We start from the raw sequence: 18,403 nt of genomic DNA on the forward strand, positions 1-18,403 counted from the left end.
AAATAATCGCCGACGTAGTTCTTCCTCAGCGGGAGCAATTGCGTCGGCTTCTCTTTTTATTCGGCATGAGCTCCACGCGCACTTCTCCGCATTCTGCAATCGATCGCATCTCGATGCTCGCATCCAAGCGAGCGATCGAATACCATATCAAGCAACTTTGATCCCTCCCTTGGTTCGAACAATCTTCGAAATTCTAGAGCAACAAACGGCGAACATCCTTCTTTCCCTCACCCTACCACGCCCACCAAAAGCTTCAAAAATCGACTTAACGTCGCAAATTTAATTGCAACGAAGAGATGTCGTCACTGGATCATTGAGCCTCACCGTAACAACAAGTGAGATCAAGCTCTCCCACCAACCCATTGACCATTGTGGTCTTAAATAAGAAAGTGGCGTTGATGCGTACGACTCCCAACTCGAATCACTCTCTCATATCGCACGTGACGTTCTTCTGCATCACACTTGCAGCAGCAACTGCCCCAGCGAACGACTCTCTCTTGATTAGCGGTTCCGCAGACTGGGAGTCCAAACTTGAAATCCGACAGGGATTAGATGTCGCGGATGGCGTGATCTTTCCATCGGGCAAAGCAGGGGAGTTCCGGACCAAGGTTCTCTCCACCGACACAAAGAAGAAGCCATCCTCCGTGACTCTGACTCAATCGCCTGTGTGGCAGAACTGGAATCCAATCGAAAATCTTGGACCAGTCAATCTGGGTGACGCACCAGTCTTCCTACGAGTCGGGCCGCAAAACTATTGGATCTTTGGTCGCTACAAAACGAATCAGCCAAAGAATTCAGGGAATGGTCAAGCCGGACCATCGACAGAATTCACTCCCGAGCCAGCTACACTCGACGGTTTCAATATCCCTTTACAAACCACTCCATTCCCCAATCAATTCGATGCACCTGGTGGACTCATGCCTCGACTGGGTGGATACCATGCATGGCAAAGCCGAGACATGGTCAACTGGGTTCATCATGGTTCCATCACAGAGCGTTTTTCGGCCTGGATGACCACTGCTGAATACGCGGATGGGAAAGCCTACTTCTACTATGACTTTCCAAATGACCAGGACCCGCATGTTTACGTCGACAGCAATCTCTTCGACGGGCTTCCTGGAGATCACAAGGGGTTGGCCTATGACGATCCGACTCACGGATCAGACTGTGGAATTATTCGCGACCTCGATGGGAAGTTTCATCTGATTGTCGAAGATTGGAGCCCAATCAACGCACGCACTCATGCTTGGGACTCTCCACTCGCTGCGCATGCAGTCAGTGAGGACGGAGTCAACGATTTCCAAACACTTCCTCCGCCCGTGGATGAACGCACACATCCCTCTGGAAAGATCGGGACATATACTCATCCCCACTGGGTTAAAGAGCATCCTGAAAAGTTTAAAATAGACGTGGCTGAATATGAAATTCATGAACCAGAACAGAATGCTTACGGCGACTGGGCAGCGATCTGTATCGGCGGACAATACTACCTCTTCTGTGATTACGACCCTGTCGACACGAAACAGATGAGCGCCGGCTGGTTCACCTCCCCATCGCTCGATCAACAGTTCACTTTCTGTGATCACGTTGGGAATGGTCACCCCGATCCCGACATCATGTTCGCTGAGGGCCAGTTCTATCTCGTCACTCAACAAGATTCAGACTTTGTCAGCCCGGGCCCTTGGGTCGAAACAGTAGAAGCGAGAGCCGGTGTCGACACGAATAACGATGGGTCAATCGATCAGTGGTCGGATTGGCGGGACGTCAAAGAGACATACGACTACGTTGACGGATTCTCAAAGCAAGTCAGCAAGACACCTGCAAGGCTGGATGTTTCCGATCTTCCTGAAGGATACGGCTTTCAAGTGGAGGTTAGGCTGACCGATTCAACCGAGAACAAATCAAAACCAATGATTCAAAGCCTCGAATTATCTTTCGAATGAGCTGTAGACTTCGCGCATTCTTCAAGAGCGTTTGAATTCACGGAGGATGACTCGCGCACTTAATCACAGTGCTTATCGGAGAATATGGCACAGCAGTTGCGAAACCTCATCAATGAACGAGACACCTTGCAATAGAGACGGGATCTTCACGTACATCAACTCGATGAAGAATTCCGTCTCATAAAGTCGGACTCGTTTTTCGAACACCGTTCACCACGATCGCCCCCTTTTGGAACGAACGTTCGATCGAGGTGCTCGGTAATCATTGTCTCATGTCCGAAACCATATGGAGGATTGGTGTCTGATTTCAGTGAGATCGTTGTTGCTTCACTTCTGGGTGCGATCATCGGCCTTGAACGTGAACTCTCAGGCAAACCGGCAGGGCTGCGCACTCACATGTTCGTCGCTGCCGGTTCGGCGCTGCTCGTCGTTCTCACCCCGAGTACTCTCGATCAGCTCGGCGATTCCGTTTCCGGCGAGTTAACGCCCGACCCAATACGCGTGATTCAGGCAATCATTGTCGGAATCAGCTTCCTCGGTGCAGGGACGATTGTGCATAACCGTGAGGAAGAGGTCGAAGGTCTCACGACCGCCGCTTCGATCTATCTGACGACAGGTATCGGCATCGCCGTTTCCGTTGGAAGGGTGTGGCTGGCCATTCAAGTAACGGTGCTCGCCATCATATTTCTGACGGTTCTGAGTCGGGTTGAGTATCGGTGGATCAAGAAGCCTACATCAAGCGAATCTGAAGCTGAGGAGCGGCAGTCATCAGCTAAAAACTTAGAAAACAAGTGACATGACTCCGACTCGCCACGTCGGAAACCGATTTCACGCCAATTCTGGGCACCTACCGAATTACCTCTCCGGGGCGACGTTCCGACCGCTTAGGAACGCTTATTGCGATTCCATCTGAACAACAGCAAATCAACTGTTTTCCGCTTTTGAAGCGATCGTCGTCCACTCTTTCCATCGTGTCGAAAGACAATCGATCAAACTGACTGGGCGGCTAAGCACCAAACCGACCGATCAGCCACCAGTTTCGGCTGGAGCGAAGATCCCGATTTGGAGCGGAAGGCAGAAGCGAATCGATCAATGCGGTTCTCGATCTCCAGAAGGAATTCGGCCATGACTTACCAACAGGTGAAAGACGTCTTACAGCGGATCTCGCGGTGTCAACGGAAATTACGACTGGGACTCGCTCCTCCAAGTCGGTGGATCTGCGATGAGAGAACAGAATTGATCTATCGCACTCTTGAGAAAGAAGAACACGATCTCGAATCGGCCGTGACACGCTTTCAGAAAGAAGACCAAGGTGGTGTCCTCAACGTGTGGATCCAGTTTGCAGGTGACGAAGAACTCGAATCAACTCTTGATTCAATCGCGTTCCAACCTGGAATGGATGCTGATGAAGTCGTCGCCCTGAAGCACGAATTCGACGAAGCTTTGGCTTCGTTTTTGAAGCAGATGTCGAGTGCAGCAAATGCACCGCGAGTTGAGGAACTGTTTCTCCGACTGGCTGAATACGTCGACTCGCGGTCAGCCGCTCAGGCGTGGCGAATTCGAGAGTATCAGTAAAGCAAGCGTTCCCGACCGGCTGTCATTATCCACCGAGATAGATTGCCGGCACGCGACTTGCGTCTACCCTGAAGAAGTGAACTGCTTCTTCCTCCGCGAAACGAATTCGAATTGAAAGTGACCGTGAACCATGTCTGACCACATCTACAAACGCATCGAGGTTGTTGGAACTTCCAAGACGAGCAGTGACGACGCGATTCGGAACGCCATTCGCAAAACATCCGATTCGGTGCGTGGGCTTCGATGGTTTGAAGTTGTCGAGCTCCGTGGAGACATCGATGGAAGCGATGTGGCTCACTGGCAGGCAACGGTTCGCATTGGTTTTCGACTCGAAGAGTGATCACTTTCAATGTGTTGACTCTCGGGCCACCACAAACGACTTTTCACCTCACTTAACTAAAATTACTGAACAAAGGATTGACCCCATGCAACGCTTTAATCTCGTCTCAATGACTCTCGCTTCAGTTTGTCTTTTCGCTGTTGGGTGTACAGATTCGAATTCATCGAATGACATCGCACAGAATGAATCGACTTTTGAGTCGGAAGATTTCGACACCGCAAATCCAGGTATGGAACCAACAGATGAGTCTCAGACGGTCACTGCAAACAAAGTGATCGAAGAAACATCAGAGGCTGTTGAGTCGCTTCAGGATCTTGTCCAACTGAAGAAAGATGAATTCCTGGCAGCAGTGAATTCTCAGCTTGAACAGACCAACGATGAGATTGAACAACTTCGCAATCGTGGCGACGAACTTCAGGACGAGGCTCAAGAAAACTGGAACGAGACGTTGAGCACAATCGATGAACATCGCGAACGGTTGCGTGAACAGCTTTCCGAGCTTCAAGAGTCGGGTGAAGAAGCTTCTCAAGAACTGCAGGAGCAAGCTGCTGAAACTTGGAATGAGTTAAAGGAAGCTCTCGAAGACGCTCAGGATCGCTACAACGACGTTAAAGATTCATCGTCATCTGAAGCGAGTTAATTGATTCGCCAACGCCGCCTCGGAAAGTTTAACTTCAACCTCACCTCCTCTTCGAAGGATTTTGTCATGCAACCCTCATCAGAATATCCAATCCGCTTGACCGTGTGCGACAATGCACAGCAGGTGCGAGAAATCATCAGTGAACTTCAGCAGGAGGGCTTCAGCAAGGAAGAAATCGGAGTCGTCTGCTCAATGGACGCCTGTGAACGAGAGTTCAAAGAGTTTATTCACGAACATCCCGGTGAAGAGAAACGTAATGAAGCTCTCAACAAATCCGGATTGGCAGCTCTGGGAATGGGTGCAGCTGCGGTCGCAGCTGGACTCTTGACGACAGCCGGAACCGCAGTGGCCGTCCTTGGAGTTTTCTTCGGAGCTGCTCTCACTGGCACATTCGCAGCACTTATGGTAACTCGCGGCGCTGAAAAGGAACTCGCCGACTATTACGATCAGGCGATCACTGCCGGAAAGATTATCGTCGCCGTGGAGACTGACGATGTCGAGCGGCAAAAAGTCGCTGATCGAGTTCTCTCAAAGTCAGGCGGCGAGCAAACAGCTCTTCCACGAGAAACTCCGAAAGCAGAGTCGATTTCCTAAAGTAAGTGGAGCTGAGGGAATCGTTTCGATTTAGTATCAGTGAAGATTGTATCGACTCATTTTATAGTGCAGCGTTCGAACACTGATTCCAAGCACTTTTGCGGTCTGTTCGCGATGACAGTTGTTCGACGTGAGAGCACTTTGAATAGCGGTTCGTTCCGCAGCTTCAGTCACCTCTGCCAGTGAGCGAGATTCTTTCTCGGCCTGGGTTGGGCTAATGGAAAATTCCGTCGGCAAATCCTGAGCCTGGATGACATCTCGTCCCACAGTCACCACAAGGCGTTCAATGACGTTTCTCAATTGACGAATGTTCCCCGGCCAATTGGCCTGCACCAATAGTTGGACAGCATCGCTGTCGAGAGACTTTTCCGGTCGCTGGTGTCGGAGGCAAAAGTGGTTGAGGAAGTACGCAATCAAAAGCGGAATATCTTCTCGGCGTTGCCTGAGCGGAGGAACATCGATCGGAACGATGTTTAAGCGGTAAAAGAGATCTTCACGGAACGTTCCTTCTTCAACTAGCTGTTCGATATCCCGATTCGTCGCTGACACGATTCGTGCATCGGATGTCAGCATTTCTTCCCCACCGATTCTCGCGAATCGTCCCGTTTCGAGAACGCGAAGCAGATCGACCTGGCTTTTCGCTGGGATTTCCGTGATTTCGTCGAGAAAAAGCGTTCCCGAAACTGCTTGCTCGAAGCATCCCGGCTTCTGACGGGACGCTCCCGTGAAAGCACCTTTCTCGTGGCCGAACAATTCACTCTCGAGCAGAGTTTCTGGAAGGGCTCCCAAATTCATTGGAATGAAAGGCCCGTTCGAGCGGTGGCTCAAATCGTGTATTGCTCGTGCGATCAATTCCTTCCCCGTCCCGCTTTCGCCTCGAACGAGAATTGTCGCATCAGTATCAGCAACTTGACGAATCTGATCGAGAACATCCTTGAGAGCGCGACAATTCCCGACAATTCCGACGATCTCACCAGCTTCGGCGAGCTTTCCTTTCAGAACACGATTCTCCGCCTGCAACTTGTAGTGTTCGGCGGCACGGGCGACCTGCTCGCGGATGAGATTGAGATCAACAGGCTTTGTGATGAAGTCGAACGCGCCGCGTCTCATCGCTTCGACAGCAGTTTCTACAGTTCCGTGAGCAGTGATCACAATCGTTGTGGCCGAACAGTTCCGATGGACGTATGTCACGAGATCTAGACCGTCGCGATCTCCCGGAAGTCGAACATCGGCGATGACGAGATGCACGGTTTCTCTAACGAGAATGTCAATGGCTTCATTGACCGAACCAGCAGTTGTGATCAACTCCGCATGCTTCTCGAGCCCCTTAGCAAGACCCGCTCGAATGTTCGGCTCGTCATCAACAATCAATATATGAAATGGTTCATCCATACTTCTTAAGCCATAACTTCTTCAATCTTGATGGCGGGCCATGAAAGCTGAAAGGTTGTTCCTCGGTTTGAAGTTTGGAACTCAAGCTTTCCTTGATGTTGCCTCATGATTTTATCGCAAAGAGCTAACCCCAAGCCTGTGCCTTCACTCTTCGTGCTGAAATACGGATCGAAAATACGATCATGGAGATCTTTCGGAATACCGCGACCGGTATCTGAGACACGGATCAGAGCAAGGTTATTCTCGACTTCAGCGACGACCGAGAGTTCACCTCCATCAGGCATGGACTCCATCCCGTTGATCAGAAGATTCAGCAAGACTTGTTCCAATCTCATCCGGTCAGCAGCCACTTCAGCAGGTTGCGTCCCTGACGAGAGAAAATTAATCGCCACTTTTTGCTGTGCTGCGCGCGGTGCTAATAGCTTCACGATCCTCTCAATGAGTTCCTGAAGGTCGACCATTTCTAACTCAAGACGACCGATCGAGGCGAAGTCTCGAAACCCTTCCAGCACACCACTCACGCGGTTGATCTCGGTCTGTATCACCTCCAGCATGCGTTCTACTTCGATACCTGAACCGACCTGTTCAAGTTCCTCTTCGAGCAGTTGCACATGCAATGACAAAGCTGCGAGTGGATTGCGAATTTCGTGGTGCAATCCGACCGCGACGGCACCGAGCCCCATGTACCGTTCCATTCTCAGCATCTTTTCTTCGATGAGAATTTGTTCGGTAACATCGTGTACCTGCAGAACATTTCCGATTTCATTGTTCTCGATGTCACACAATGTGAGGCATGAAGCACGAAGCGTTCGATCGTCGCCCTGAACTTGAACGGTCAGATCTCGCGTCTCGCCGGGCGACTTTGATTGCATCCACTCCTTCCGGAAAAGCTCCAAAGGAACATTCGTAGAGAGATCCTCGAGCGAGCGCCCGATGCAGTCGGTTCCCGACGACAAGAGGTCGTTTCCCCTCCGATTGATTCTTGTCACACGTCCAGCGAGATCAGTTGTGATGACGGCTTGATCCATGCTGTTGAGAATATCGCCGGCAAGGGCTTTGAAATCTCTCAATGAGTCAAGCGAAGATCGGTAAGCACGCCACAGCAGAACCACCGCAATTCCAGTAACAATCAGATTCAACAGCACCAGAATCGCCAACCGAAACTGCCATTTCAACTCGCCAGCCAGTTCCACAGCAGACGCTGTTGCGTCACTTGGAAGTCGGCGAATTAATTCGTCGACAATCTTCTGTTCGCGAAGAAAGTCGACCATGATCCAGATCGTTACAGCGAGTGACGCCGCGCTCAAAACCATGAGTCCGATGATGACCAGACGATAATTGTTTCGTGCGGGATCTAGGTTTTTCTCGGTCATCAGCTCTTGCAATAGGGATGAATATCAAGCTTTAGATGGGCGGCAGCGATCGACTCTCTTCTGCGAGCAGATTGGTCGCTTCGCCGAGCCCGACAAATTCGTTCTTCGAAGGATCATACGTAAAGACTTCACCTGTCTCGAACTTGTAAACCCAACCGTGGAGCTTCAAATCTCCCCGGCTGAGTGCTGCAGCGACTGAAGGATGTGTGCGGAGACTCTCCAGTTGAACGAGGACGTTTTCTTCAACAGTCAATGTGAGACGCTTTGCGGGATCGGTTAGATGCTTGTAGTTCTCTTCCACAATCCGGCGGGTCGACTCTGCGAATTTCAAGTAGGACTTGACCGCAGGCATGCTTTCGACAGCTTCCGGCTTGAGAAGCCCCCCCATCGCACCACAATGGGAATGTCCGCAAACAATGATGTCACGGATATTCAGGGCGGTGACGGCATACTCAATCGTTGCAGCTTCCCCTGCAAAGACAGAGCCATACGGGGGAACAATGTTGCCAGCTGTCCGCAGAATGAAGAGTTCTCCGGGTTTGGTCTGCGTGAGCTGATTCGGATCGATTCGAGAATCTGAGCAAGTGATGAACAGAGCGAGTGGATGCTGCCCCTCTGCGAGTGTTTCGAACAACTTTTGTTGTTGGCTGAATGAAGTCGCCTGAAACTGATGGATTCCCTCGACGAGCTTCTGCATGTCGGCACTCCTGTAGTCTGATTGGTATTCCTGCCTGCAGTATATTGCACACTCTCTGCAAAGTCTTGCACGTTCGCCGCTCTTCTTGCAGATACGTATCCGCAAGATGATCAGTTCTCCGGGCACTCGTGAGTAAATCTCTGACTGCGAATCGATCTCAGGATTGGGAAAAGTGTCGCCATTCCTTCAAAGTAATGGTGAGCACGTTTTTTCCTACGATTTGGCACTGCTCTTGCCGTTGGTGCGGGCTTGTTCTTTTTGCCTCGCGACTCACCATGCCTCCCGATCGACTGGGCCATATGGACGTCGATCCTTCGAAGCTTATTCCGAACGTGCTCCAAGACTCTTCGACTCCCAATTCGGTCCCACTCACTTCGATCAATCGCGAGAAGCGAATTGAGTTGATTCGAAACCTCATCGAGCGCGCATCGCGGGTCCTACCTTCCCAGGGCCCCATTGAAGAATTCGTTCATCACAACACTCTCCATGCTTATGAAAAGAAGTCATTTCATGACGCAGTCGTTGAGGGACAGAAGCAGTACCACGCGGAACCCTATTTGTCAGAAGTGAAATATCAAGAGCTGTGCGCTGAGGAACGAATCTCCATCGACGATCTGAAAGCAGTCGTCGAACACGATCTCAGCGACGCTTCCGATCAAATGGTCGCAGGCCTCTCGACACGGGCTCAAATACGGATGGCGATGCTACGTCATCCGATCTTTGAGGGGACAGATGCAGAGTTCGAGTGGCTCATCCACGAAGGCCACGCCCTCAACCGAATTTGCTCTACCGTGAATGAAGAGGTGCGAGAGGGCGTCATCGAATCCGCTCGCTCTTGGGTCGAGACGCTCGAGCAAGAGAATCAAAAAGAGCTTCGAGACAGAGTTGGTCGAAACCACTCGAAATGGAGTGAGGCGCAATGGGAGACTATCGCACTGCAATCACTTTGGCACCTGTGCATTGATGGAGTAGCAAGTTCGAATAAGAGCGAAAAAGAAGTCGCCAAGTTCGTCCGCCCGCGTGACGTCTATCTTCAAGCGACCGGCGAGGATATCGACAGAACTGTCAACGATGTCCTGATTCGTTTTTGTGCTGCCTTCCTCGATCAAGGCTTTTCGGACTGGCACCTCCCGAACCGGGAACTTGGATTCCTCGCATCCTTCATCAGTCTGCACTCTCATCCTTCCAAAGGAATGCCACAGTGGTTTCATGACGTTGCGCACACGCTCTCTGAATTGTCCTCCTCTGGAATCTCTCCCGAAGAGTCAATTGACCTGTCGCTGTCACAATTTGAGATCAGCGAAGCAGAGCGAGAGGAGTTTATCACTCAGACACTCCTCGCTCTCGGGGGGTGGGCTGGGATGATTCACTTTCTCGAATCGCATCGCAACAAAGTTTCGCGACCAGTCCCGCACGGAACTCTGATCGAGTTCCTAACCGTTCGACTGATCCTGGAAGAACATGCTCTGCATCATCTTGCAGGAGAGACAAATTCTCATACTGAAGCCGTCAATTCCAAGATAGATTGGGCTCAAGAAAACGTTGCGCATCAGAATGAAGCTTCGATCGAGCGACGAGCTTTTCCTCTGTTCCAATTGGCTCAAATTCTCGGTTGGACGCCCGCGCAGCTGAATGAGCTTTCTTCGGATCAATGGCAGGAAGTCGCAGACGAAATCGACAACTTTCCGTCGATTGAACGTCGGCGAACGTTTCACGAAGCGTACGAGCGAAAGTATCACAACGCAGCCTTATCCGCGGTCCTGGCCCATTCACGTCGCGTCAGCGAGAACTCTGCAAAATCTCACCAGAGGCCATTATTCCAACTCGTCACATGTATCGATGACCGAGAAGAGTCTCTCCGAAGACACCTCGAAGAGATCGAACCGAGTTGCGAAACATTGAGTGCGGCCGGTTTCTTTGGTGTCGCGATGTACTACCGAGGGGCAGCCGACAGCTTCTTTCAAGCACTCTGCCCAGGAGTCATGACGCCGAGTCATTACGTTGTCGAAGACGTGGGATACACATTCGAAGGAGTTCACCGCGATCGAACCCGAATGCGGCGACGACTCGAACGGGCGAATCATGCGTTTCACACTCAAAGCCGCACCTTCTTCGGCGGAATCGTCGCAGGGATCAGCGGATCTTTGGCGACAGCCCCGCTCGTCGCACGAGTCCTCTTTCCTCGCTTGACTGCCAAGATTCGTCAAGCTGTTGGAGCATTCCTGCAATTGCCGCCAGTCACGAAGTTGCAACTCGAACGCTACCAAGACGATCCCGGTCCAACGAACGGGCATATTGGTTTCTCAGTCGATGAAATGGCTGCAAATGTAGGTCGACTGCTTCACGAGTTGGGACTTCTGAAACCGGAAGACTTTTCACGACTCGTCATCATCTCAGGTCATGGTTCGTCAAGTTTAAATAACCCACACGAGTCCGCATATTGCTGTGGAGCCTGTGCCGGAAAACGTGGCGGCCCAAATGCCCGAGCCTTCGCTGCCATGGCCAACGATTGGCGTGTGCGATTAAAAGTGGCTGAAGCTGGAATCCAAATTCCTGAGGACACGAAGTTTGTCGGAGCCTATCACAACACGTGCGACGACTCGTTCGTTTTCTTTGACCTCGATCAACTTCCCGCATCTCATCGAAGCACGATTGAGTCAGCTCGCGTAACGATTGAAGAAGCACGCCGTCGAAACGCTCACGAACGCTGCCGCAGGTTCACGGCAGTTCCTTTGACAGTCACTCCACAAGAAGCTTTGTGTCACGTCGAAGCCCGTGCGCAGGACATTTCGCAGGCGAGACCTGAGTACAACCATGCGACTAACGCCCTCTGTGTCGTTGGTCAACGCAAATGGACTCGCGGGTTGTTCCTCGACCGTCGAGCGTTTCTGAATTCGTACGATCCATCATCCGACGATGAAGACTACTCGGTTCTGCTGCGGATTCTTTCGGCAGCAATCCCGGTCTGTGCAGGAATCAACCTCGAATACTACTTCTCGACCGTTGATTCAAAGAAGTATGGATCCGGGTCCAAACTGCCGCACAACATCGTCTCGATGCTTGGAGTGATGGAAGGCACTGCAAGCGACCTCCGGACAGGACTCTACCAGCAGATGACCGAAATTCATGAACCGATCCGAATTCAGTTCATCATCGAATCAACACCTGAAGCACTCCTATCAATCATGGATCGAAACGAAACGATTCGGAGGCTTTGCCGGGGACGTTGGGTGAGGCTATCGGTCTTCGATCCACAAACTGCCGAAGCCTTCATTTTCGATGGAGAAGAGTTTCAGCCGTTTCATTCATCGCTCAACGAACTTCCGGAAATGAATTCATCACTTGAGTGCTATCAAGGCTCCCGGTCCAACACTCCGTTTTACTCAATTGCTGAGCAATCGACCGTCTCCTCTGAGACAACTGAAGAACACATCTCGGACCAGCAACTTCGCACAACGGGGGCAAGATGAACATATCTTCGTTCCTGCATGTCGTCGGTGTTGCTGTCGTGTTATGCCCCACGATCCTCGTTGGCGGCCTTGGTCTTCCGTTGCTCTTCGGTCGACCGTTCGCCGAATCGACTCAAACACGCCTCGCCAAAACATGTGCATACCTGGGACTGACAAGTGCTGTCGCCATTCTGGTCACCATGCTCGCGACCGGAATCCGCGAAGTCCCCATTGAGCTCGGGAATTGGGTGGAAGTTCACGAAGAAGGTTTCCATTTCCATCTGAAGTTGGTGTTTGACCGACTGTCAGTTCCATTCTCGATTCTGTCTTATGTGTTGTGTGGAACCGTCGGCGCGTTCGCCAATGTTTACCTCCAGCGAGATCGTGGCTATCAACGATTCTTCCTGCTCTACGCACTGTTCATGCTGGGAATTATTGTTTCGACCGTGGCTGGAACAATCGAAACTCTATTTTTTGGTTGGGAACTTGTCGGCTTATCGTCAGCGTTGTTGGTCGCGTACTTTCACGAACGCCCCGGTCCCGTGCGAAATGGTTTACGGATCTGGTCGATCTATCGTTTCTCAGACGCCGCGTTTCTCGTCGCTGCCTTGCTGTTGCATCATTTGACCGGAAAGGGAGACTTCGACGTGCTGATGGGGCAGGGGACCTGGCCCAATGGTGAGGCGGTCATTACCTCCTGGCAAGCACTTCCTGTGGGACTGTTACTGCTTCTGGCTGCCGCGGGCAAATCGGGAATGGTTCCATTTTCGGGATGGCTTCCGAAAGCAATGGAAGGACCCACTCCGTCCAGTGCCGTTTTCTATGGAGCACTCTCGATCCATCTTGGAACCTACCTTCTCCTGCGAATCAGTCCACTTCTGAATGTCTCGCCGTTATTGAGCTTTGCGGTCGTCGCTCTCGGAGCAATCTCTGCCATCTCCGGTTCGCTGATGGCGCGAGTTCAGAACGATGTCAAGAACTCACTCGCGTATGCATCGCTCACACAAATCGGAGTCATCACCGTCGAAATCGGCCTCGGTCTAAGATACATCGCACTCATCCATATGATTGGGCACGCTTGCCTAAGAACACTGCAACTGCTTCGAGCCCCATCGTTTCTGCATGATCACAAAGCGATGGAGAACGCAGTCGGCATCCGCCTGAATTCCGTCGATTCCAACCTGACTGAAAAGACCACACCGCTTCAAATGGCCGCCTATCGCTTCGCATATGAACGTGGGTATTTAGACAACCTAATTGACGGGTATGTGGTCCAACCGTTCGTGAAGCTGTTCCGATTCTTCAATGAATGTGAACAGTCCTGGACCGAGACTCTTTCTGGCAACCACGAGAAAGAACAGCCCCAACCGGTTGCCGAATTGAAGGCTGTGGAGGAGATGGTCTAATGCCGCGACTCCACCTCCCATGGCTTGAATTGAGTGTGCTATTACCACTACTCGGAGCGATTCTTTCGTTCTCGCTGCAGAACCGTCATCTCGCGCGGACTGTCAGCATTGTGACTTGTGGTCTCACGCTGGTCTGTGCAACCGGTGAGTGGATCGACTTTGGAATGCTCGAATCTTTCGAAGCTCACGACCAATGGGATTTCCTCGAAAGAATCTTGAGTCACGACGTTCTGGTAATTGACGAGTTGAGCGCACCTCTGCTTCCACTCGGAGCATTTCTTTACTTCTCGATCGTCGTTACCACTCTCCGAACAAAGGTCAACCGGTTCTCGTTCGGCTGGACGCTCCTTTCAGAATCGATCTTGATGGCAACACTCGCTTGCCGCACTCCCTGGTTGCTCATTGGACTCCTCGCTGCAGCAGTGATCCCACCCTGGGTTGAGTTGCGCCAACGCGGTGAATGCACTCGCGTCTATTTGATTCACATGGGAAAGTTCGTCGCACTGCTGGTTACCGGGCAGTTGCTCGTCGACGTGTCTTCTGGATCGGTGGGACTTTCGATCGTCGGTGGTTGTCTTCTGACTGGAGGAGCACTCATCCGCAATGGCACTTTTCCGCTGCATTGCTGGATGACAGATCTATTCGAGAAAGCCACTTTCGGGACAGCCATCCTGTTCGTCATCCCGATGACCGGGGCGTACGCGGTGATGCGGCTTGTATTCCCGATCGCTCCGTCATGGGCACTTCAAAGCATTGCAATGATTTCGCTGATCACTGCATTTTATGCTGCGTGCATGTCCACCGTGCAGCAAGACGCACGCAGATTCTTCTGCTTCCTTTTCCTAAGCAACAGTGCCCTCGTCCTGGTCGGACTGGAAATGGTCACACCGGTCGGGCTCACCGGAGCACTCTGCGTTTGGATCTCGGTCGGTATCTCTCTTCTTGGCTTGGGCCTCATTCTGCGATGCGTCGAAGCTCGAATCGGAAGACTTAAGCTCAATCGCTTCCATGGGCTCTCTGAACAGACACCCTATCTCGCGGGAACGTTTCTACTCACGGGACTGGCGTCGATTGGCTTCCCGGGAACGATTGGTTTTATCGGAGCAGAATTGCTCGTCGAAGGGGCTGTCGACGTCTACCCATTCATTGGGTTTATCGTCGTTCTGGCCATGACGTTGAACGGAATCGCAGCACTGAATGCCTATTTCCGTATCTTCACCGGGACGCATCATCAGTCATCGGTTTCCATGGGCTGTCGACTGACCGAACGGATCATCATTGTCGTGCTTTCCCTGATGATGATTGGCGGTGGTCTGATTCCCCAACCCGGCATCAACTCAAGATACCACGCAGCCAAAGCACTACTCGAACATCGCAAACTGCCGGTCTCACTTCACACACTCAGCGAACATGAAACTTCGGCGAAGTCCTTGCCCGTGGACTTCGGCTTGTCAACGGAATAATTCAAGATGAACAATTCACACGCTCAAGAAGTCCCCCGAGGAAACCGTCAGGGATTCATGACCTACTGGAAGTCCGACGTGTTGTCCGGGTTTCTCGTTTTTCTCATCGCGCTTCCGCTCTGTCTGGGGATCTCCGTCGTTTCCGGATTTCCTCCAATTGCGGGCATCTTTACAGCGATCATTGGTGCGATCACAACCACTTTCATCAGCAACAGCGAGCTGACAATTAAAGGGCCAGCTGCCGGTCTGATAGTGATTGCGATTGGTTGCATTGAAGACTTTGGCGGCAATGGAATGACGAACGGATGGACCGACGCCGACCTGACAGCCTACCGAGCCGCACTCGCAGTCGGTGCCGCTTCCGCTGTCATTCAAATTCTTTTTGGCCTCTTTCGCGGAGGAATTCTGGGAGAATTCTTTCCAATCTCTGCCGTGCACGGAATGCTCGCCGCGATTGGTGTCATCATCATCATCAAACAGTTTCCGGTCGCTCTCGGTGTGTCAGGCAGTGGTGAACCGCTCGAAATGCTTCGAGAGTTCCCCAACTATGTTTTAGAGGCGAACCCGGCGATTGCCGCAATTGGAGTGACGAGCCTGCTCATCATGTTCCTCTGGCCGATTGCCGGAAAGAAGATGGGATTCCTCAAGAAAATCCCATCACCGATGATCGTGCTCTTGGTGACCGTTCCGATGGGAATGGCTTTCGACCTCTTGCATGAACACTCCTATACGCTGCAAGGGCATCAATACCAACTCGGCGAACAATATCTCGTCAAAATGCCCGACCGAGTCTTCGGAATGTTCAACGATATCACCACTCCCGAATTCAGTGCGCTCTCGCAACTGAAAGCGTGGAAGTGGGTCATCATGTTTTTCATCATCGGAAGCTTGGAGTCCGTTCTCAGCGCGAAGGCAATCGATGTGCTCGATCCGTGGAAGCGCAAGACCGATATGAATCGGGATGTCACGGCTGTCGGGATCGGTAATTTGCTGGCAGCACTGGTCGGCGGTCTTCCCATGATTTCAGAGATCGTCAGGTCGAAGGCCAACATCGACAATGGAGCCCGAACACGGTTCGCAGATCTGTGGCACGGAGTCTTTCTCCTCGCTTGTGTCGCCCTGATCCCGATGGTTCTGCATCGAATTCCGCTCGCAGCACTCGCTGCCATGCTTGTCTATACAGGCTACCGACTCGCTCATCCTACAGAATTTGTGCAGGTCTACCGAATCGGGAAAGAGCAGCTCGCGATTTTCACAACAACTTTGCTGGTCGTGCTCGCTACGGATTTGCTCGTCGGTGTCGCGGCTGGAATTGTCCTGAAGTTGATCATCCACCTTGCGAACGGTGTCCCAATTCGATCGCTCTTCAAGCCGTATATTGAAGTGCAGGAGATTGATGATCAGACGAGTCTGATTCTCGCACGGGAATCAGCCGTCTTCAGTAACTGGATTCCTTTCAAACGACAGATCGAAGAGATCGGGCTTGTTCAAAGACGAAATCTCATTGTGGATGTCTCGGAAACGAAACTCGTCGACCACAGCGTGATGGAAAAGCTGCATGAGATCGAGCGCGACTTCACAAACGAAGGTTTAAAGTTCGAAGTCCATGGTCTCGACTCGCTCCAACCACTGGCTGACAACGCACATGCAGCTCGCAAACGCGGATTGGCAGTGATGCGTCGATTGACGGTCGTTGCTGAGAGTGACATCGAAGAGTGGCTCGAATCGCAGTTTGTCTCACTCGGCGCAACCGGATTCACGTCGCTGACGTGTCGTGGAATTGGACGTCGGGGAATCGCCGACGGGGCAGCCATTTCAGAGTCGCGAGTGCGAATCGAAGTCATCATGACGTCAGAGACGTGTGAATCGATTCTCGATTTCCTCAGAAAAGACGTGCTTCCGAAGCACCCGGTCACTGCCTGCGTTGAAACAGTTGACGTCATTCGAAGAGACCAGTTCGATCCCGTAAACGGTTCGCATATCGTCGAACATTCCACCAGTCTGTGAGCCAAAACAACTTTTCAATCACGAAACGTGAAGAAAGTTCCGATCCGACAACTCCGTTCTGCGTCGGGGAATGATTGATTCTCATCCGGTCACTACGCTAATCTGTTCGACTCAGAGAGTTTGGGGGCCGGCCAGACAATTCTTTGAAGTGCGGGACTTCCGAATTGTTCACCGAACGGTGAACCAATTCGTATTTGTCGTCGATCGATTATGATCAAGTCGTACACAATGACTTGCCGGTCACATTGTGCGTCTTATGAGAGAACCATCATGAAGGCCGGCATCGCTTCACTCGAACCCAGTACGTCTTTCTTCCAACCGGCGATGTTCGAAGATCCGTATTCGATCTACTCGGTCTTTCGAAAGACAGACCCGGTTCACTGGGACGAAGGGCTAGAAGCCTGGGTAATGACACGTTACGAAGACGTTGCATTTGTTCTCAACGACCGTCGATTCTCATCTGATCGTATTGCTGTCGGACGCAGGCTCCACCCGCAGCCACAGTTCGAACCTCTCTTCGATCACTTAAGCCACTTAATGCTGCAGCATGATGAGCCGAGCCACAAACATCTTCGAGCCATTGTTCACGATGCTTTCACACGCTCGGCAATGAAACGATGGGAGGCTGTGATTCAGTCTCGAGTCGATGACCTGCTTGAGATAGCAGTCGACCTCGGCAAAATGGAATTTCTGGTCGACTTCGCCATTCCTCTGCCGGTGATGGTGATTTCCGAGCTGGTGGGAATCCCAATTGAAGACCGCAATAAGGTGAAAGTGTGGTGCGACGACTTCGCCTTTGTGGCCACGAATTTCTACGCAAAGATCACCGATGAGCAACTTGAAAGAGGTCTACGAAGTGTTCGTGCGTTTCGAGAATACCTTCACCATCAGGCAGAACGTATTGCCCCCGGAGCGGACACATCACTTCTCGAACTGATGGTGCAGTCGCAGGGCACAGATGCAGAGTTCTCGTACGATGAGCTCATTGCGAACTGCATGTTGCTGCTTACCGCTGGCAATGAAACGACGACCAATCTGCTCGGCAACGGATTGATCGCGCTGCTGGAAAACCGCGATCAGCTATCACAACTGATCGACGAACCGTCTCTGATTCCGAATGCTGTGGAAGAGTGTCTGCGATATGACAGCCCGCTTCAGTTTGTTGGACGGATCGCTCTCGACGAAGTGCAGGTCGGCACACGTACGATTCGTCCGGGAGACCTCGTGCTCGTCATGCTCGGCTCTGCTAACCGGGACCCGGAACGATTTCCGAATCCCGACGAATTCAATATCTCCCGGCCGAACAACCATCATCTCGCGTTCGGCCACGGACCGCACTTCTGTGTGGGGGCGCAACTATCGAGAATGGAAGCCAATATCGCCTTCCGCACGTTGCTTCCCCATCTTGAGTCGATGAAAGTCAAAACTCAGAACCTTCGGCACCAGCAGAACTACAATCTGCGGTGCTTCAAGGACATTCCGTTGAGGTTTTCTCAATCCCCGACTCGGGCTCGTTTCTAGTTC

The 18,403-nt window shown here is 51.8% G+C and carries 14 protein-coding genes; 11 read left to right on the forward strand and 3 right to left on the reverse strand.

Translation table 11 applies throughout. From position 1 onward, the window contains the following. The first annotated feature begins 398 nt into the window (after positions 1-398). From AB1L42_RS00575 to AB1L42_RS00600, 6 genes are all read left to right on the forward strand, one after another. Complete coding sequence (locus AB1L42_RS00575; protein ID WP_367050052.1) at positions 399-1,943, forward strand: hypothetical protein; 1,545 nt, start codon at positions 399-401, stop codon at positions 1,941-1,943. A 297-nt stretch (positions 1,944-2,240) separates the two neighbouring features. Further along, the gene (locus tag AB1L42_RS00580) at positions 2,241-2,738 is read left to right on the forward strand and encodes an MgtC/SapB family protein (protein ID WP_367050054.1); all 498 of its coding nucleotides are present in this window, start codon (positions 2,241-2,243) and stop codon (positions 2,736-2,738) included. Between the two features lie 330 nt (positions 2,739-3,068). Further along, positions 3,069-3,518 (forward strand): hypothetical protein, encoded by a 450-nt coding sequence (locus tag AB1L42_RS00585; protein ID WP_367050056.1) that lies wholly within the window; start codon positions 3,069-3,071, stop codon positions 3,516-3,518. A 130-nt stretch (positions 3,519-3,648) separates the two neighbouring features. Next, on the forward strand, positions 3,649-3,858 hold the full coding sequence (locus tag AB1L42_RS00590; protein ID WP_367050059.1) for a dodecin: 210 nt from the start codon (positions 3,649-3,651) through the stop codon (positions 3,856-3,858). An 85-nt stretch (positions 3,859-3,943) separates the two neighbouring features. Then, positions 3,944-4,498 (forward strand): hypothetical protein, encoded by a 555-nt coding sequence (locus AB1L42_RS00595; RefSeq protein ID WP_367050061.1) that lies wholly within the window; start codon positions 3,944-3,946, stop codon positions 4,496-4,498. A 66-nt stretch (positions 4,499-4,564) separates the two neighbouring features. After that, positions 4,565-5,092, forward strand: a complete 528-nt coding sequence (locus AB1L42_RS00600) for a hypothetical protein (RefSeq protein ID WP_367050063.1) — start codon at positions 4,565-4,567, stop codon at positions 5,090-5,092. A gap of 36 nt (positions 5,093-5,128) precedes the next feature. On the opposite strand, the gene AB1L42_RS00605 is transcribed toward AB1L42_RS00600, so the two are convergent. From AB1L42_RS00605 to AB1L42_RS00615, 3 genes are read right to left on the reverse strand one after another with little or no spacing between them, the layout of a single operon-like run. Next, complete coding sequence (locus AB1L42_RS00605) at positions 5,129-6,484, reverse strand: sigma-54 dependent transcriptional regulator (RefSeq protein ID WP_367050065.1); 1,356 nt, start codon at positions 6,482-6,484, stop codon at positions 5,129-5,131. Between the two features lie 5 nt (positions 6,485-6,489). Then, positions 6,490-7,857, reverse strand: a complete 1,368-nt coding sequence (locus AB1L42_RS00610; RefSeq protein WP_367050067.1) for an ATP-binding protein — start codon at positions 7,855-7,857, stop codon at positions 6,490-6,492. A 31-nt stretch (positions 7,858-7,888) separates the two neighbouring features. Further along, entirely contained in the window at positions 7,889-8,554 is a 666-nt protein-coding gene (locus AB1L42_RS00615) for a carbonic anhydrase (protein WP_367050069.1), read from the reverse strand. A 275-nt stretch (positions 8,555-8,829) separates the two neighbouring features. Here AB1L42_RS00615 and AB1L42_RS00620 point away from each other — a divergent pair, with 275 nt between their 5' ends. The 5 genes from AB1L42_RS00620 to AB1L42_RS00640 all read left to right on the forward strand — a co-directional run bounded on the left by AB1L42_RS00620 (position 8,830) and on the right by AB1L42_RS00640 (position 18,400). Beyond that, on the forward strand, positions 8,830-12,024 hold the full coding sequence (locus AB1L42_RS00620; protein WP_367050071.1) for a DUF2309 domain-containing protein: 3,195 nt from the start codon (positions 8,830-8,832) through the stop codon (positions 12,022-12,024). Then, positions 12,021-13,409 carry a proton-conducting transporter membrane subunit gene (locus AB1L42_RS00625; protein ID WP_367050073.1) on the forward strand — a complete coding sequence of 463 codons (1,389 nt, stop codon included), beginning with the start codon at positions 12,021-12,023 and terminating at the stop codon, positions 13,407-13,409. Before AB1L42_RS00620 ends, AB1L42_RS00625 begins: the two co-directional genes overlap by 4 nt. Beyond that, positions 13,409-14,872, forward strand: a complete 1,464-nt coding sequence (locus AB1L42_RS00630) for a proton-conducting transporter membrane subunit (RefSeq protein WP_367050075.1) — start codon at positions 13,409-13,411, stop codon at positions 14,870-14,872. The genes AB1L42_RS00625 and AB1L42_RS00630 overlap by 1 nt, the downstream gene beginning before the upstream one ends. Before the next feature lie 6 nt (positions 14,873-14,878). Then, positions 14,879-16,879, forward strand: coding sequence for a SulP family inorganic anion transporter (locus tag AB1L42_RS00635; RefSeq protein ID WP_367050077.1), 2,001 nt, complete (start codon positions 14,879-14,881; stop codon positions 16,877-16,879). 270 nt (positions 16,880-17,149) lie between these two features. Beyond that, complete coding sequence (locus AB1L42_RS00640; RefSeq protein WP_367050079.1) at positions 17,150-18,400, forward strand: cytochrome P450; 1,251 nt, start codon at positions 17,150-17,152, stop codon at positions 18,398-18,400. The last annotated feature ends 3 nt before the right edge of the window (positions 18,401-18,403 follow it).

Origin of the sequence: Thalassoglobus sp. JC818, assembly GCF_040717535.1 — a bacterium.
In the GTDB taxonomy this organism is placed as follows: Bacteria; Planctomycetota; Planctomycetia; order Planctomycetales; family Planctomycetaceae; genus Thalassoglobus.

Coding starts and splice junctions, on each gene's coding strand:
- AB1L42_RS00575 (WP_367050052.1), top strand. CDS start 399: ATGCGTACGACTCCCAACTCGAATCACTCTCTCATATCGCACGTGACG.
- AB1L42_RS00585 (WP_367050056.1), top strand. CDS start 3,069: ATGACTTACCAACAGGTGAAAGACGTCTTACAGCGGATCTCGCGGTGT.
- AB1L42_RS00590 (WP_367050059.1), top strand. CDS start 3,649: ATGTCTGACCACATCTACAAACGCATCGAGGTTGTTGGAACTTCCAAG.
- AB1L42_RS00595 (WP_367050061.1), top strand. CDS start 3,944: ATGCAACGCTTTAATCTCGTCTCAATGACTCTCGCTTCAGTTTGTCTT.
- AB1L42_RS00600 (WP_367050063.1), top strand. CDS start 4,565: ATGCAACCCTCATCAGAATATCCAATCCGCTTGACCGTGTGCGACAAT.
- AB1L42_RS00605 (WP_367050065.1), bottom strand. CDS start 6,484: ATGGATGAACCATTTCATATATTGATTGTTGATGACGAGCCGAACATT.
- AB1L42_RS00610 (WP_367050067.1), bottom strand. CDS start 7,857: ATGACCGAGAAAAACCTAGATCCCGCACGAAACAATTATCGTCTGGTC.
- AB1L42_RS00615 (WP_367050069.1), bottom strand. CDS start 8,554: ATGCAGAAGCTCGTCGAGGGAATCCATCAGTTTCAGGCGACTTCATTC.
- AB1L42_RS00620 (WP_367050071.1), top strand. CDS start 8,830: ATGCCTCCCGATCGACTGGGCCATATGGACGTCGATCCTTCGAAGCTT.
- AB1L42_RS00625 (WP_367050073.1), top strand. CDS start 12,021: ATGAACATATCTTCGTTCCTGCATGTCGTCGGTGTTGCTGTCGTGTTA.
- AB1L42_RS00630 (WP_367050075.1), top strand. CDS start 13,409: ATGCCGCGACTCCACCTCCCATGGCTTGAATTGAGTGTGCTATTACCA.
- AB1L42_RS00635 (WP_367050077.1), top strand. CDS start 14,879: ATGAACAATTCACACGCTCAAGAAGTCCCCCGAGGAAACCGTCAGGGA.
- AB1L42_RS00640 (WP_367050079.1), top strand. CDS start 17,150: ATGAAGGCCGGCATCGCTTCACTCGAACCCAGTACGTCTTTCTTCCAA.